Origin of the sequence: Tepidimonas sp. HKU77 (genome assembly GCF_049728535.1) — a bacterium.
Classification (GTDB): Bacteria; Pseudomonadota; Gammaproteobacteria; order Burkholderiales; family Burkholderiaceae_C; genus Tepidimonas.
Genome location: NZ_CP187300.1, coordinates 732129 through 746919 on the forward strand (window position 1 = coordinate 732129; position 14791 = coordinate 746919).

The 14791-nt window shown below is 66.7% G+C and carries 15 protein-coding genes; 3 read left to right on the plus strand and 12 right to left on the minus strand.

The genetic code is table 11. The annotated features are described in order from the left end of the window. Positions 1 to 48: 48 nt before the first annotated feature. Genes ACPP3B_RS03515 through ACPP3B_RS03555 form a run of 9 tightly spaced genes read right to left on the minus strand, consistent with a single transcriptional unit; the run spans position 49 to position 8827 of the window. A complete protein-coding gene (locus ACPP3B_RS03515) occupies positions 49 to 786 on the minus strand; it encodes a transposase (RefSeq protein WP_424859727.1) in 738 nt (245 codons plus the stop codon). Positions 787 to 804: 18 nt separating this feature from the next. After that, on the minus strand, positions 805 to 1980 hold the full coding sequence (locus ACPP3B_RS03520) for a deoxyguanosinetriphosphate triphosphohydrolase (protein WP_424859728.1): 1176 nt from the start codon (positions 1978 to 1980) through the stop codon (positions 805 to 807). Next, complete coding sequence (gene aroB, locus ACPP3B_RS03525; protein ID WP_424859729.1) at positions 1958 to 3130, minus strand: 3-dehydroquinate synthase; 1173 nt, start codon at positions 3128 to 3130, stop codon at positions 1958 to 1960. Before aroB ends, ACPP3B_RS03520 begins: the two co-directional genes overlap by 23 nt. Before the next feature lie 10 nt (positions 3131 to 3140). After that, on the minus strand, positions 3141 to 3689 hold the full coding sequence (locus ACPP3B_RS03530; RefSeq protein ID WP_299018509.1) for a shikimate kinase: 549 nt from the start codon (positions 3687 to 3689) through the stop codon (positions 3141 to 3143). Further along, entirely contained in the window at positions 3689 to 5878 is a 2190-nt protein-coding gene (pilQ, locus tag ACPP3B_RS03535; protein ID WP_424859730.1) for a type IV pilus secretin PilQ, read from the minus strand. The genes ACPP3B_RS03530 and pilQ overlap by 1 nt, the downstream gene beginning before the upstream one ends. Then, positions 5875 to 6435, minus strand: a complete 561-nt coding sequence (locus ACPP3B_RS03540) for a pilus assembly protein PilP (RefSeq protein WP_424859731.1) — start codon at positions 6433 to 6435, stop codon at positions 5875 to 5877. Before ACPP3B_RS03540 ends, pilQ begins: the two co-directional genes overlap by 4 nt. Further along, positions 6432 to 7118 (minus strand): type 4a pilus biogenesis protein PilO, encoded by a 687-nt coding sequence (locus ACPP3B_RS03545; RefSeq protein ID WP_424859732.1) that lies wholly within the window; start codon positions 7116 to 7118, stop codon positions 6432 to 6434. Before ACPP3B_RS03545 ends, ACPP3B_RS03540 begins: the two co-directional genes overlap by 4 nt. 18 nt (positions 7119 to 7136) lie before the next feature. Continuing rightward, on the minus strand, positions 7137 to 7748 hold the full coding sequence (locus ACPP3B_RS03550; RefSeq protein WP_424859733.1) for a PilN domain-containing protein: 612 nt from the start codon (positions 7746 to 7748) through the stop codon (positions 7137 to 7139). Next, positions 7745 to 8827 carry a pilus assembly protein PilM gene (locus ACPP3B_RS03555; RefSeq protein WP_299018507.1) on the minus strand — a complete coding sequence of 361 codons (1083 nt, stop codon included), beginning with the start codon at positions 8825 to 8827 and terminating at the stop codon, positions 7745 to 7747. Before ACPP3B_RS03555 ends, ACPP3B_RS03550 begins: the two co-directional genes overlap by 4 nt. A gap of 197 nt (positions 8828 to 9024) precedes the next feature. Here ACPP3B_RS03555 and ACPP3B_RS03560 point away from each other — a divergent pair, with 197 nt between their 5' ends. Next, positions 9025 to 11394: a penicillin-binding protein 1A gene (locus tag ACPP3B_RS03560; protein ID WP_424859734.1), complete on the plus strand. Its 2370-nt coding sequence runs from the start codon at positions 9025 to 9027 to the stop codon at positions 11392 to 11394. Positions 11395 to 11430: 36 nt separating this feature from the next. Here the strand turns inward: ACPP3B_RS03560 and cyaY are convergent, their stop codons facing one another. Beyond that, a complete protein-coding gene (cyaY, locus tag ACPP3B_RS03565; protein WP_299018777.1) occupies positions 11431 to 11760 on the minus strand; it encodes an iron donor protein CyaY in 330 nt (109 codons plus the stop codon). A gap of 16 nt (positions 11761 to 11776) precedes the next feature. Here cyaY and lptM point away from each other — a divergent pair, with 16 nt between their 5' ends. Next, positions 11777 to 11941 (plus strand): LPS translocon maturation chaperone LptM, encoded by a 165-nt coding sequence (gene lptM / locus ACPP3B_RS03570; RefSeq protein ID WP_424859735.1) that lies wholly within the window; start codon positions 11777 to 11779, stop codon positions 11939 to 11941. Next, complete coding sequence (gene lysA / locus ACPP3B_RS03575; protein WP_424859736.1) at positions 11928 to 13229, plus strand: diaminopimelate decarboxylase; 1302 nt, start codon at positions 11928 to 11930, stop codon at positions 13227 to 13229. Before lptM ends, lysA begins: the two co-directional genes overlap by 14 nt. Here the strand turns inward: lysA and ACPP3B_RS03580 are convergent. Together ACPP3B_RS03580 and msrP are read right to left on the minus strand one after the other, a co-directional pair. Beyond that, positions 13186 to 13842: a sulfite oxidase heme-binding subunit YedZ gene (locus tag ACPP3B_RS03580; protein ID WP_424859737.1), complete on the minus strand. Its 657-nt coding sequence runs from the start codon at positions 13840 to 13842 to the stop codon at positions 13186 to 13188. The two genes, lysA and ACPP3B_RS03580, sit on opposite strands and share 44 nt — an antisense overlap. Continuing rightward, positions 13811 to 14776 carry a protein-methionine-sulfoxide reductase catalytic subunit MsrP gene (msrP, locus tag ACPP3B_RS03585; protein ID WP_424859738.1) on the minus strand — a complete coding sequence of 322 codons (966 nt, stop codon included), beginning with the start codon at positions 14774 to 14776 and terminating at the stop codon, positions 13811 to 13813. The genes ACPP3B_RS03580 and msrP overlap by 32 nt, the downstream gene beginning before the upstream one ends. Positions 14777 to 14791: the final 15 nt, after the last annotated feature.

Consider the following 14791-nt stretch of genomic DNA (forward strand, 5'->3'; position numbering starts at 1 on the left):
GGATAGTGCATTGCAGCATAACGGGCAAGCACTTTTTTTGGGGTCAGATCACAATTTCATTGACACCGCAGCCTTCTCGTAATTATTTGGGGACAGATCATTGACCACCTTGCGTGGGCGCCCAGGCCGCGCCGGTTCGGTGCGGCGGCCAGTCTGGGCCTGCAACGCCGCCAAAAAGGTGGCATCCCCTACCGGCCACCCCTTGAGAGCGGCCTCGCGCAGGCGCTGCGCCTGCTGCCGGGACAGCCCCTCCTGCACCAGGCGGCGGTAGGCCGCTTCGCGCGCAAACGGCGTGTCGCCCAGCGACCACCAGGCGGCAGGGGGCGTCACGGCCCGCTGCGGCTCGGCGCCCACGTAATGGCGGTGACTCGACCAACGCCAGGCCTCCGGCGTGGCGGCCAATCCCTCGCTCACCGGCTCCTGGTCCAAAAAGACCAATGCCGGCAGCACCCAGTCGGGCGCCAGCACCGCCGCCCGGTAGCGACCGTCCCACAGGGTGCCGCGCCGCCCATGGCGCTGGTTGAAGCGGCGCACATAGGTTCGCCCGAGCGCCTGCATCCAACGCGACAGCGCCCCGTCGAAGCACGGTGTGACCAGCATCCAAAGAGCCGACACCAGCAGCGCGTGGCCATGCCACTCCACGCCCTCGCGCACCGCGCCCTCCGCCATCGACGCCAGCCACGCTTGGCGGTCGTCGTCGTCGACAAAGACGGGCTGCCCGTTGTGCCCGCGCCACACCACCAGATGGGCCGCGTCCGTCACCGCCAGCCGGGGCAAGCGTGCCATGTCGCCGGGCTCCGTGCGTCAGGTAAACAGCCGCTCGCCGGTCAGGCGCTCGTGCTCACGGATCGCAAACCGGTCGGTCATGCCGGCGATGTAGTCCGCCACCTGCCGCCGCAGCGACAGCCCGGGGCGCCGGGCACCCGTTGGCAGCAGCGACGGATCGGCGCAATAGGCCTGGTACAGATCAGCCACGATACGCCGCGCCCGTCCGGTCGTCTCCAACACCTGGGGGTGGCGATACAAGTGCGTGAGCAAAAACCGCTTGAGGGCGGCGGACGCCTCGCGCATCGCGGGCGAAAAGCCCAGCAGGGGCGCGCGCGATCGCACGTCGTCGAGCGAGCGGACGTCGGCCTCGCGCAACGCCTGCCGCGTGGCGTCGATCACGTCGTACACCTGGGCACTGAGCATGCGGCGGATCGTCTCGTAGAGCAACCGCCGGCCCTGTAGCCGTGGATGATCGGCCAAGGCAGCACGCCGGTGGTGGTCGAACAGCGCCACCGCCTCCAGCTGCTCCAGCGTCAGCAGCCCGCTGCGCACGCCGTCGTCGATGTCGTGCGCGTTGTAGGCAATCTCGTCGGCCACGTTGGCCAACTGCGCCTCCAGCGACGGCGATTGCCCGCGCAGAAAGCGGGCCCCTACGCCGCCGGGCTCGCGCGCCTCCAGCCACTGGGCGTTGGCGCGGGAGCAGTGCTTGAGGATGCCCTCGCGTGTTTCGAAGCACAGGTTCAGGCCGTCGAAGTCCGGGTAGCGCTCCTCCAGCGCATCCACCACGCGCAGGCTCTGCAGGTTGTGCTCGAAGCCGCCATACGGCTCGTCCTCGCCGGGTGGCTCCAGCGCCGCTGGGCCCGTGTCCTCGTGCAGGCAGGCGTTGAGCGCGTCTTGCCCCGCGTGCCCAAACGGGGTGTGACCCAGGTCGTGCGCGAGCGCGATCGCTTCCACCAAATCCTCGTGCAGCCCCAGCGGCCGAGCGATGCTGCGCCCGAGCTGCGCCACCTCCAGCGAATGGGTCAGCCGCGTGCGAAACAGGTCGCCCTCGTGGTTGAGAAAGACTTGGGTTTTGTACACCAGGCGCCGAAACGCGGTCGAGTGGATCACGCGGTCCCGGTCGCGCTGAAAATCGTTGCGCGTCGGCGCCGCCGGCTCGGGGTGACGGCGGCCGCGACTGCGTGCCGGATCACACGCGTAGGGTGCCAGCATCGGTGTCGCCTCCACCCGCCGCGCAGGCCTCGATCACTTCGGCCACCACCGCGTCGGGCACCGCACGCACGAACGCCTGGCCGCGCTCATCGACAACGACGAAGCGGATCTCGCCCGCCTCGGCCTTTTTGTCCACGCGCATCAGCGACAGGTAGCGCGCCGCGTTGTCGGGCGCCAGCACCGGCGCGCGTGTGGGCAGCCCCGCCGCCGCGACAAGGCGCGTCAGCCGCTCGACATACGCTGGCGACACCAAGCCCAGCCGCTGAGACAGCACGGCGGCCATCACCATGCCGCAGCCCACCGCCTCGCCGTGCAACCACTGGCCATAGCCCAGTCCGGCCTCGATCGCGTGAGCGAAGGTATGCCCAAAATTGAGGATCGCTCGCAGGCCCGACTCGCGCTCGTCCTGCCCGACCACGGCCGCCTTGATCTCGCAACTGCGGCGCACCGCGTGGGCCACGATCGCCGGCTCGCGCGAGCGCAACGCCTCGATGTGGGCCTCGATCCAGTCCAAAAACACGGAGTCGTGGATCGGCCCGTATTTGATCACCTCCGCCAGGCCGGCGCAGTACTCGCGCTCGGGCAGCGTCGCCAACGTCGCCAGGTCGCACACCACCCGGACCGGCTGATAAAAGGCGCCGATCATGTTTTTGCCCAACGGGTGGTTGATCGCGGTCTTGCCGCCCACCGACGAATCCACCTGCGCCAGCAGCGTCGTGGGCACCTGCACGAACGGCACCCCGCGCATGTAGCAGGCGGCGGCAAAACCGGTCATGTCGCCGACGACGCCCCCGCCCAACGCCAACAGCACGGTTTTGCGATCGCACCCGTGCGTGAGCAGCGCATCGAAAATCCGGTTCAGCGTCGCCCAATCCTTGGTCGCCTCGCCATCGGGCAGCACGACCTCCAGCACGCGGGCATAGTGCGGCGCGAGCGCCGCGCGCAGCCGCGCCGCGTACAGCGGCGCCACGATCTCGTTGCTGACCACGACCGCGGTCGAGGCCCGCGGCAGTCCGGCCCAGGTCTGCGGATCGTCGAGCAGGCCGTGCCCAATGAATATCGGGTAGCTGCGCTCACCCAGCTCGATGGTGACCGTGTGCAACAGGGTGGCCGGCGGCGCCGGATCGACGGAAGAACGGGAGGCGACCATACCCCCGAGTTTAGCGGGCCGCGCCGGCGGCCGAATCCGGCACAGCCGCATCGGCGCCCAACTCCAGCTGCATCAAAATCGTGTTGACCAGCGTGGCGACCGACGGGCGGCCCGTCTCGATCACGTAATGCGCCGTCTCGCGATACAGCGGGTCGCGCGCCGCATACAGCTCGCGCAACCGCTGCGCCGGATCGGCCACCTGCAGCAGCGGGCGTGTGCGGTCGTGGCGCAGGCGGCGCATCAAGGCATCAGGGGTCGAACACAGATAAAACACCCGCCCCCGCTCGCGCAGCCGCTGCCGGTTCGCGGGCCGCAACACTGCCCCCCCACCGGTGGACAGCACGCACGGCCCGCCCTGCGTGAGTTCGTCGATCACCGCCTCCTCCAAGTCGCGAAAGGCCTGCTCGCCCTCGCGCTCAAAAAATTCGCGAATGCTGCAGCCGATGCGCTCCTCGATCACCTGGTCGGAATCGAGAAACGGCACCTGCAGCCGCCGCGCGAGCTGGCGGCCGACGGTGGTCTTGCCCGCGCCGGGCAGGCCAATCAAAACCAATCGAATCACTGCGCGGTATCCTGGCCTTCCAAAATGACCGGAGTAATGAAGATCAGCGTCTCTTTTTTCTCCACCTTGTTGGCCCGCACCTTGAAAAGATTACCAATTCCGGGGAGATCGCCGAGGACAGGAACCTTATCCACATCATTGGACTCTTCCTGTTCAAAAATCCCACCAATCATGACGGTACCACCATTGTCGACCATCACCTCCGTGTTGATTTCTTTGACTGCGAGACTCGCCCCAGCCGCACTCAAACTTTGCACACGATTTTTTGTGATATTGAGTTTCAGCAAAACTTTCCCACTAGGAGTGATCTGGGGCTCAACGTCGAGCTGCAAATTCGCATCGACCGTCTCTACACGTGGGGCAGCGTTGTTGCCGCCAGGCAGGATGAGCTTGAGTTGATCGCCCTGTTTGATCTTGGACTTACTCAAGTCACCCGTCACCAACCGAGGGCTGGAGATGATCCGACCACGAGAATCCGACTCGAGCGCCGACAACTCCAACGTTAGGAATCGAGTGGCATTGGGGCTGAAGATGGAGGCTGCAAACGTTGGAACTGCCGCACCCGTCGCCAAAGCGTTGGGCGCAGGCAGGTTGACCATCGCCGCTGGCGGATTACCGGACAAGGTTTGCGAGCTTGGCGATGCACCGATTTGGTTGTAGCTCCCACCCACATTCGCATTGATGCGACTGCCATCGACAGATCCCAGAACCAGACGCTGCCCGCCAACACCGAGGCGGACCCCCAGTGACTTGCCAAACCCTTCCGTCGCCTCGACGATACGCGCCTGAATCATCACCTGCCGCTTGGGGCTGTCCACGCGGCGAATGTAGTCACGCACCGACTCCAGCCGACCGGCGACGTCGGTCACGAAAACCTGGTTGGTACGCACGTCCGCGATCGCCGACCCGCGGGTCGACAGGATGCGGTTGGTGGCACGGTTGTCACCACTACCGCTGGCGGTGGCGTCCTTGAGGGTGTTGGCCACCTCCTCCGCCTTCGCGAAATTGAGGCGGAATACCTCGGTGCGCAAGGGTTCGAGCTCTTCGAGTTTCTTGTTGACCTCGCGCTGCGCCACGGCCTCGGCATCGAGTTCCTTTTTGGGCGCGACGCGAATGACGTTGCCTGTGCGCGTCATGCCCAGCGCTTTGGACTCCAGAATGATGTCCAGCGCTTGGTCCCACGGCACGTCTTTCAGGCGCAGCGTGAGGTTGCCCTGCACGGTGTCGGTCGTGATGATGTTGAAGTTGGTGAAGTCCGCGATCACTTGCAGCAGTGCGCGCACGTCGATATTCTGGAAATTCAGCGACAACTTCTCACCGCTGTATTTGGGCCCCTGGACGAGCTTGTTCGTATCGGCCTTGACCGGCCGCACCTCGAGCACGAACCGGTTGTCGCTCTGGTACGCACTGTGCTCCCAGTCACCGGCGGGCTCGACCAACAGGCGCACACGGTCACCGACTTGGGTCGCCGTGATCATGCGTACCGGCGTGCCGAAGTCCGCCACGTCCAGCCGTCGGCGCAGCCCTTCGGGCAGCGTGGTGCGCAAAAACTCCACCACCAGGTTGCGCCCCTGTTGGCGCACGTCGACGCCGGTCTGCGGGTTGCCCAGCTCGACGATCACACGCCCGGTGCTCTCGTCGCCGCGCCGGAAGTCGATATCGTTGAGGGCGGCCATGCCGGTGGCGCTACTGCCCGCGTCGAAGGTGGTGCCGCCGACTGCCGACGGCGCCGTGCCAGCCACCGCCGGCGGGTTTTGCAACCGGATGCCCAGCACGTTGCCCTGCAACTCGGTGTCGTACGGAACGGCGCGGTTGAGGTTGAGCACCAGCCGCGTGCGCCCGCTTGCCTCGACCAGGTTGACCGAACGCAGGTTGCCCTGGTTGACCTCGATGGTGCTGCGACCCGTGGCATTGACGGCGCCGGGGAAGTCGAGCACGATACGTGCCGGCGTCTGGATGGTGAACGCGGCGGGCAGCTCCTTGAGCGGTTCCGCGGTTTCGATCCGAACGACCTCGAGTCCACCGGAGAGGTTGGCGCTGACCGACCGAATGGCGCCCTGCGCATGCGCCCACCCCATCTGTAGCGCGGCAGCGGCCACGGCGAAGAAGGGCGCCCATCGGCGCAGCCCCCGCGTCACGCTCGATCGCCCGGGGGCGTTGTGTCGGGTTGTGAGGCTCGAGGTCATGGACCGGTTCCTTCTTGTAACTGCAGGGTCGCCGTGCGCTCGATCCACTCGCCAGTGGCGTCTTGCACGATCTCGCGCAGCGCGATTTGATTCTCGGTAATGGCGGTCACCCGCCCGAAGTTTTGCCCCAGACGGGTGCCCACGCTGACCTGATACAGCAGGCCATTGACCCGCACCAACGCCACCCGTCGGCCACCTTTGTCGAGCAGGCCGACCATGACCATCGCATCGAGCGGGAACGCCTCCAGCGGCTCGCGCGGGCGCCGCATTTCGGCCTCGATCAGACGTGATGCGGCGGCCGATGTGTCACTGCGCAGCACGCGGGTCAAGCGCTCTTCGCTGAAGGGCGATACGGCCTCACTGCCCAGATACGCCTGAGGCGTAAAACTGCTCGGAGGCAGCACGGCGGGTACCTTGGGTTGCGCCGACGCGCGCTGCTGCGCCATCCACTGGCTCAGGTCGTCACGCTCGCCATCGGCGCACCCGGACAACAGGCCCGAGGCCGCCAGCGGCACAGCCAGCGCCAGGACCGACCAGGAAAGCGGACGACCCGTCATTTCTTGCCTCCCTGCGCCGCCTTGGTGGTCGCTTTCTGCGCCGACACCTCATCCGGGTCCAGATAGCGGTAGGTGCGCACCGTCGTCTCCATCACCAGCAAGTCGTTGCGGTTGGGGGCGGGGTTGAGCGCCAGATTGCCCAACGTGACGATGCGCGACAGGTGCGCGACGTCGGAGACGAACATCCCGATGTCGTGGTAGGAGCCGCTGACGCGCACCGTGATGGGCAGCTCGGCATAGTAGTCACGCACCACCTCTTGCCCAGGACGAAACAGCTCGAACTGCAAGCCGCGACCGACACCCGCTTGGTTGATGTCGGACAGCAGCGCGTCCATCTCGGCGCGGTTGGGCAACTGCTTCTCGAGCTGGACCACGTACTGCCGCACCTGTTCGAGCTGGGCTTTGAGCGCATCGAGCGCCACCGCCTTGGCCACCTTCTGGGTGTACTGCGCGCGCAACTCACCCTCGCGCTGCTGGGCGGCCTGCAGCGCGTCGCTGCGCTCGGACAGCCAGGCATACCACAGCCCCGCAAGCACAAAACCCGTCACGGCCAGCAGCAGGAGTGCCCGCGGCAGGGGCGGCCAACGCGACGGGTCGTTGGGGTCGAGCCCGCTGAACTGCGCCTGCAGACGCTGCTGCAGGGCAGACCAGTCGACAGAAGGGGAAGTGCGTTTGGAAGCCATGGAGTCGCCCGCTGGGAATCAGACCGCTGCGCCCTGACCGGCTGGGGCGACACCCGCCGCACCGCCAGCCTCGCCTTTGCGCTGCTGCACACGCAGCGAAAAGTTGAACACGCGGCGCTGCCCACCCGGATTGAAGTTCATGGTGCCCGCCGTGATCTCGATGAGCTGCGGCTGATGCAGCCACGGGCTGCGCCCCGACAGGTTGCGCAACAGCTCCGAAACGCGCTCTTGCGATTGGGCCACGCCGCCGAGGGTGATGGCGTCGCCGTCTTGCTTGAGGGAGCGCACGACGACACCATCGGGGAGCTGTCGCACCACTTCGTTGAGCAGGTGCACGGGCATGTTACGGTCGGCCTGCAGGCTTTGCACGGCATCCTGGCGAGCCTTGAGCGCGTCGAGCTCGGTCTGCAGGGTGGCGATTTCCTTGATTTGCCCATCGAGCTTGGCGATTTCCGCCTGCAACTGCCGGTTGCGCCCCTCCTGCATCGCGATGCGGGCCTCGTACACCCCATACACCACGGCCGCAATGCCGATGGCGCCAACCACGGCCAAGCCGAGCTGGAGGTAAAACGCCTCGCGCCGCTTCTTGCGCGCCCACTCGCGGTGGGGCAGCAAATTGATGGCGATCATGACACGAACCTCCGCAGCGCCAGTCCGGTGGCCACCAGGTACGACGTCGCCTCCACAGCCAGGCGGGCCGCCGGCACGCTGGGCGGCAAGGTCATGCCTTCGAAAGGATCGAGCACGCGCGCCACAAACCCCGTCTGGGCCATGACCGCTTCGGCGATACCGGGCAGGCTGGCCGACCCGCCGGACAACAGGACGTGGTCGATCCGGTTGTACGGCGTGCTGGTGAAGAAAAACTGCAGTGCCCGGCCCAACTCCTGCCCCAGCATGTCCAAAAAAGGCTGCAGCACGAGCTGGGGATAGTCGGCCGGCAAGCCCGACCCGAGCTTTTTCTTTTGCTCGGCCTCTTCGATCGACAGACCATACTGGCGCGCGATGAGCTGCGTCAGCGCCGCCCCGCCGACGGGCTGGTCGCGCTCGTAAATCATTTCATCGTTGCGAATCACCTGCAGCGCCGTCGACTGCGAGCCGATCTCGAACAGGGCGACGAGCAGGTTCTTGCCGCCATTGGGCAGCCGCTCGATCGCCCGGCGCGCGGCCAGGCGCGAGGCGTAGGGCTCGACATCCATGATCACGGGGTGCAGGCCGGCGGCCTCGGCTACCCCTTGGCGATCCGCCACCTTTTCCTTGCGTGCAGCCGCCACCAAAACTTCGTCGTATCCCTGCGCATTGGCAGACGGCCCGATGACGCAAAAATCGAGCGCCACCTCCGACAGAGGGAAAGGGATCAACTGCGCGGCCTCGGCCTCGACCTGGATTTGCAGCACATCCTCGGGCAGACCGGCGGGCAGATGCACCTTGCGGGTGATGACCGCCGAGCCGGGCAGTGCCAGCGCCACGTCGCGCGTCTTGGTGCCCGCCTTGCGCACGAGGCGCCGCATGGCCTCGGCCACTTCATCGAATTTCTCGATGTTGCCCTCGACGATCCAGCCTTTTTCCAAGGGTTCGATCGCACAGTGCAGCAGCGCATAGCCCCCATCGCGCCGGCGGCCCAACTCGACCAGCTTGAGCGTCGTCGCGCTGATGTCGATGCCGAGCAGCGGCGCAGGCTCGCGGCTCCACCATGATCCGAGTGCAATCAAATCCCACCCCCATGGGCCACACGGCCCGCTACTGGCACAGTATCTACCCAAGGTATCCTAGCAGCAGTGGCTGCAGTCAGCCAGAAACATCTCATTCGGCATGCGACTATCTCTCCGCTGTTGCCGGCAACCGACAGTTCCGCTGGGTGAGCCGTCCGCGCGTGGGTTCCTATAATACAGAGCCTACCCTGCCTTCCATGTCTGATTCTGGCTCTCCCCCCTCGGCTCCCAAGCCTGCCCGACCCGCCTGGCTGCGTGTGTTGCTGGGCGTTCTCGGTGCGCTGGGAGGGCTTGCGTTGGCGGGACTGATGTTGGTCGCGCTCGGGTTGGCGATGGCGTACCCCAATCTACCCGACGTCAGCGAACTGGCAGACTACCGCCCCAAGCTGCCTCTGCGGGTCTATGCGCGCGACGGCTCGCTGTTGGGCGAGTTCGGCGAGGAACGGCGCAATCTCGTGCCGTTCGAGGACATCCCCCCCGTCATGATCAACGCAGTGCTGGCCATCGAGGACGCCCGCTTCTTCGAACACAGCGGCATCGACTACCGGGGCCTGCTGCGGGCAGCGCTGGCCAACTTGAGCGAAGCCAAGAGCCAGGGCGCGTCCACCATCACCATGCAGGTGGCGCGCAACGTCTACCTCTCCAGCGAAAAAAGCTACCTGCGCAAGATCTACGAGATTTTGCTCACGTTCAAGCTCGAGCACCTGCTGACCAAGGAGCAGATTCTCGAGATTTACATGAACCAGATTTTTCTCGGGCACCGCTCCTATGGCTTTGCGGCGGCAGCACGCACGTATTTCGGCAAGTCCCTGCAGGAACTCACCATTGCCGAAGCCGCCATGCTCGCCGGCCTGCCAAAGGCCCCCTCTGCCTACAACCCCATCAGCAACCCCAAGCGCGCGCGCGCCCGCCAGCTCTACATCATCGATCGCATGCTGGAAAACGGCTTCATCACCGAGGCCGAGGCCAAAGCCGCGCGCGAAGAGCCGTTGCGGCTGCGCCGCTACGACGCGGAACAGGACGTGCACGCCGACTATATTGCCGAGATGGTACGCCAAGCGATCGTCGCGCGCTACGGCGAAGACGCCTACACCGCGGGCCTGCAGGTCCACACCACCATCGACGCGGCGTTGCAGCGCGCCGCGTGGCGTGCGGTGCGCCAAGGGGTGCTCGACTTCGAGCGCAAGCAGCACTATCGGGGCCCAGAGCGGTTCATCGACCTACCCACCGACCCGGCACGGCGCGAGGCCGCCATCGACGAAGCACTGGCGGCCGTGCCGGACAACCCGCCGCTGCTGACTGCCGTCGTGCTGTCGGCCGACCCGCGCCGGGTGGTGGTGGTGCGCGGCGACGACGCGCCGATCGAGATCACCGGCGCCGGGCTGGAGCCCGTGCGCTCCGGACTCGACCCCAGTGCCCCGCCCCACCTGCGCCTGCGTCCCGGTGCCGTGGTGCGCATCGTCAAGGTGTCGCAGGGCTGGTATCTGACCCAGACGCCCGAGGTCGAAGCGGCGTTCGTGGCCGTTGACCCACGCGACGGCGGTATCCGCGCGCTCATCGGCGGTTTCGACTTCGAGCGCAACAAGTTCAACCGCGTCACGCAATCGCAGCGCCAGCCGGGATCGAGCTTCAAGCCCTTCATCTACTCCGCCGCGCTCGAAAAGGGCATCATGCCCCAGACAGTGGTCAATGACGCACCGCTGTTCTTTCCGGCCAGCGTCACGGGGGGTAAGCCCTGGGAGCCCAAAAACTACGACGGCCAGTACGAGGGACCGATGACGGTGCGCACGGCGCTGGCCAAATCCAAGAACATGGTCTCGATCCAGGTGCTGCGGGCTGTGGGCACGCAGTCGGCTCAGCAGTGGATCACGCGCTTTGGACTCGACCCGGCCAAACATCCGCCCTATTTGACGATGGCGCTGGGCGCTGGCGCCGTCACACCGCTGGAGATGGCCGCAGGCTACGGCGTCTTTGCCAACGGCGGGCACTACTTGCCGCCGGTGCTCATCACCCGCATCAGTGACCACAAAGGCCGCGTGCTGCTCGACGTCCCCGCGCAGGCGCCGTCCGAGGACAACCGCACCCTGCCCGAGCGCAACGCCTTCCTCATGAGCCAGTTGCTCAACGAAATCACGCGCTCGGGCACCGCGGCGCGCGCGCAGGCCACGCTCAAGCGACCCGACCTCTACGGCAAGACCGGCACCACCAACGACGCCCAAGATGCGTGGTTCGTGGGCTATCACCCGACGCTGTCTGCTGCCGCCTGGCTGGGCTATGACACGCCACGCAACCTAGGGCGGCGCGCCACGGGTGGCGCCTTGGCGCTGCCGATCTGGATCGATTTCATGGGCCAGGCGCTACGCCATACGCCCGTGCAAGAGCTTATGCCCCCGCCGGGCGTGAGCTTCTCCGGGGGCGACTGGGTGTATGACGAATATGCGGATGGCAGCTATGTGCGGCGGCTGGGCTTCGAGGATGCGGCGACCACGCCTGCAGGGGACGTCCCCCCCGATGCGGACGCCGAGACACGCGAGAAACGCAGCATCCTGGACCTGTTCCGGCCATGAGGGGCCGGGTACGCGCTGTGGCGGCTTCTTGCCTCGTCAAGGGGCGAATGTCAATGTCATGCCAGACTGCGCCGAAGCCTCACGTGACAAATGCTCGAAAAATTCGCCCGCGCCCTTGGTATCCATCCAGCGCTGGCCGTCGAAGCGGTAGTGGTAGCCGCCCGAGCGTGCCGCCATCCAGATCTCGTGCAGCGGCTTTTGCAGGTTGATCACGATCTGGCTGCCGTTGCGAAACGTGAGCGTGACCATGCCGCCGACGCGCTGGTTGTCGATGTCGGCGTCGGTCGTCTCGTTGATGCGGTCACAGCTCAACTCCACCGCCTTCAGCACGGCTTCGGCGCGGTCCAGGTATTCGAGGTCGGTCATCACTACAATCGTCCAGATGCAAACGAGACGGCGCATTGTAGGATGGCGCCCCGCCGCTTGGGGTGCCGTGTTGGCCTTGGCCCTGGTGGGCTGCGGACAAAAGGGGCCGCTGACGCTGCCGACCGCGGCCGCTTCTTCCCCTTCCTCCCCTTCCCATTCCCCATCGCATGTCCCGCGCTGACACACCCCTGACGCCGTATCTGCCCGGCGCTCCCTTCTTTGCTTATCGCGACGACGAGCTCTGGGCCGAAGGCGTGCGCGTCGCCGACTTGGCACGCGAACACGGCACCCCTCTGTTCGTGTACTCGCGCGCGGCCATGCTGGGCGCGTTGAGCGCCTACCAGCGCGGCCTGGCGGGCCGCGACGCGCTGGTGTGCTACGCGATGAAAGCCAATTCGAATCTGGCCATCCTGGAGGTCTTCGCCCGTGCAGGGTGCGGCTTCGACATCGTCTCGGGCGGCGAGCTCGAGCGCGCCTTGCGTGCCGGGGCGGCGCCCGAGCGCATCGTTTTTTCCGGCGTGGGCAAAACGCGAGCCGAGATGCGCCGCGCGCTGCAGGTAGGCATCGGCTGCTTCAACGTCGAAAGCCGCGCCGAGCTGGACGTGCTGGATGCGGTGGCGCGCGAGCTGGGCGCGCGCGCACCGGTGAGCGTGCGCGTCAACCCCGACGTCGACGCGCAGACGCACCCCTACATTTCCACGGGTCTGAAAGACAACAAGTTCGGCATCGCGCACGACGAGGCACTCGACGCCTACCGCCACGCGGCCAGCCTGCCTGGGCTGCAGGTGGTCGGCATCGACTGTCACATCGGCTCGCAGATCACCAGCACGGGGCCCTACCTGGACGCGCTGGAGCGCGTGCTCGACCTGGTGGAGGCGATCGAAGCCGAGGGCATCCGGCTGCACCACCTGGACCTGGGCGGCGGGCTGGGCATTGAATACCACGGCGAACAGCCCCCGGCGGCCGACGCGCTGTGGCAAGCGCTGCTGGCGCGCCTGGACGCGCGCGGGCATGGGCAGCGGCGGCTGCTGCTGGAGCCCGGTCGCTCCCTCGTGGGCAATGCCGGCATCTGCATCACCGAGGTGCTCTACACCAAACCCGGCCCGGTCAAAAACTTTCTGATCGTGGACGCGGCCATGAACGATCTGCCACGCCCAGCCATGTACGACGCCTACCACGCCATCGCGCCGGTACGCCCCCGCACCGAGCCGCCCCAAGTATGGGACGTGGTGGGCCCCGTGTGTGAAAGCGGCGACTGGCTGGGCCGCGAGCGCGCATTGGCCGTGCAGGCCGGCGACTGGCTCGCCGTCGGGTCCGCCGGCGCGTATTGCATGAGCATGGCCAGCCACTACAACTCGCGCGGCAAAGCGGCCGAGGTGTTGGTCAGCGGCGATCGCGCCCAGTTGATCCGCGCGCGCGAGTCGATCAACGACCTGTGGCGGCAGGAGCGCGGCCTCGCGCTCGACTGACGGCGTCCCACACCCGCCAGCCCAGCAGCACTGCCAGCACGGCCGCGTAGGCGATAACCTCGCCGTAGAGCGTCTTGCCGCTGCGCATCCAGAAAAAGTGTAGGATCGCCAGCCCCGCCACCGCGTACACCGCCCGGTGCAAGGCCCGCCAGCGCCGCGCGCCCAGCCAACGGATGGCGGCATCGAACGACGTCGCGGCCAACGGGAATAACAGCAGCACCGCCAGCACGCCGACGAGGATGAACGGCCGCTCGGCCACGTCGCGCAACACGGCGTGCCCATCCCAACCCTGATCCAGCCATGCATAGGCCAGCAGGTGCAGCAGCGCATAAGCAAACGTCCACAGTCCCAGCCCGCGCCGCCATCCGGCGAGCGCCGCCCAGCCGGTCCAGCGCCGCAGCGGGGTAATGGCCAGTGTCAGGCACAGCAGCCGCAGCGTCCAATCGCCCAGACCACGAATCAGCGCCTCGGCCGGGTTTGCACCCAGCCGGTCGGCCAGCGCCATCCCCCACAGCCACAGCGCCGGTGCGGACAGTGCCAGCAGCACCCAGGGCTTGGCCGCGCGCAGCCAGCGATCCACGTCAATAAAAGCGCCGCAGGTCCATGCCCGCATAGAGCTGGCCGACCTGCTCGGCATAGCCGTTGAACAACTGGGTCTTGACACGCGGCGCGAACAGCCCGCCCTGCCCGAGGCGCCGCTCGCTGGCCTGGCTCCAGCGCGGGTGCGGCACATCCGGGTTGACGTTGGCGTAAAAGCCATACTCGTGTGGCGCGGCCACCGTCCAGGCGGTTGCCGGCTGTCTCTCCACGAATCGCACGCGCACGATCGACTTGCCGCTCTTGAAGCCGTACTTCCACGGCACCACCACACGCAGCGGTGCGCCGTTTTGCGGCGGCAACATCTCGCCGTACAGACCAAAGGTCAGCAACGTCAGGGGGTGCCGCGCCTCGTCCAGGCGCAGGCCCTCGACGTAGGGCCACAGCAGCACGTTGGAGCGCAGGCCCGGCATGGACTCGCGGTCGGCGAGGGTGTGGAACTCGACGAACTTCGCACTGCCCAGCGGCTGCACGCGCTCGATGAGTGCGGCCAGCGGGTAACCGATCCACGGCACCACCATCGACCAGCCCTCGACACAGCGCAGCCGGTAAATGCGCTCCTCCATCGGCGCGAGTTTGAGCAGGTCGTCGATGTCCAGCGTCAACGGCTTGGCCACCAGGCCATCGATTTGCACTGTCCATGGCCGCAGGGGCATGCGGTGCGCGAGCCGAGCTGGCTCGTCCTTGTCGACGCCGAACTCGTAAAAATTGTTGTACTGGGTGACCTGCTCGTAGGGCGTCCATGCGTCGGCGGTGCGGGCGCCAGGCAGCGTGCTGGGCACGGCTGCCAACGGCGGGCGCTTGCCTGGCCGAACGACCGCCGAGGTCGATGACGACCATCCCTTTGGCGCCCATGCGGCGGCAGTGACCAGGCCCAGGCGGCGCAGCCAGTCGCGCCGGTTTTCATAGACCGTACGTGGCGTGATCTCGCTGGGCCGCACGGCAGACATGGCTGGGAATCCCCG